Origin of the sequence: Kamptonema sp. PCC 6506, from assembly GCF_000180455.1 — a bacterium.
GTDB classification, from domain to species: Bacteria; Cyanobacteriota; Cyanobacteriia; order Cyanobacteriales; family Microcoleaceae; genus Kamptonema; species Kamptonema formosum.
Map to the genome: position 1 here is coordinate 1 of NZ_CACA01000151.1, position 837 is coordinate 837.

The following is an 837-nucleotide window of genomic DNA, read 5'->3' on the forward strand; positions in this document are numbered from 1 at the left end:
TATGAATTATCAGCTTTTTGGCGGCGAGCGCCACCCTACATTTCTACGTTTCAACTTATACTAATAATAGAAAAAATCTCAGATATACAATGCCGTTACCAACAGTAATTTTACCAGGATATTTCGCCGCTGCCTCGGAATATAGCCAATTAGAGAAAATTCTGCGCGATCGCGGTTTCCCGACTCTGATAGTACCCCTAAGTCAACGGGATTGGTGGCCAACAGTAGGAGGGCGATCGATGATACCCATTTTGCGATCGCTCGATCGCACAGTCAAGCAAGCCCTGCAACAATATAATAGCTCTCAGATTAACCTCATCGGTCACTCAGCCGGCGGCTGGATTGCGCGGATATATCTCGGAGAAAAGCCCTATACTATTCATGGAGACGTAGCCGAAGACGTTGGTTTATGGAACGCTTTCCCCTCTGTAAATACCCTGGTTACTTTGGGCACGCCTCACGTCAGTCAGGAAAGATGGACTCGCAAAAATCTAGATTTTGTCAAGATTCACTATCCCGGTGCTTTTCATCCAAATGTTCGCTATGTCTGCGTTGCAGGTAAGGCAGTTTTTGGGAAGCGTGGCTTTAAAACCTGGTTAGCTTATAACAGTTATAAACTGACAATTGGGATCGCAGAAACTTGGGGAGATGGAATTACTCCCGTAGCCGCAGCACATTTAGAAGGTGCAGAAAATTTAGTTTTAGATGACGTTTGGCATTCACCGCGATCGCCTGGGAAATGGTACGGTTCACCTGAGATCGTACCATCTTGGATAGAATATTTACATTAGAGATTCTTGGGAATTGGGAATTGGTAATTGGTAATGGCTAATCGCT

General features: G+C 44.9%; 1 protein-coding gene. It reads left to right on the forward strand.

The window, feature by feature from the left end:
* The first annotated feature begins 89 nt into the window (after positions 1-89).
* Positions 90-791 carry an esterase/lipase family protein gene (locus OSCI_RS08895; protein WP_007354594.1) on the forward strand — a complete coding sequence of 234 codons (702 nt, stop codon included), beginning with the start codon at positions 90-92 and terminating at the stop codon, positions 789-791.
* Positions 792-837: the final 46 nt, after the last annotated feature.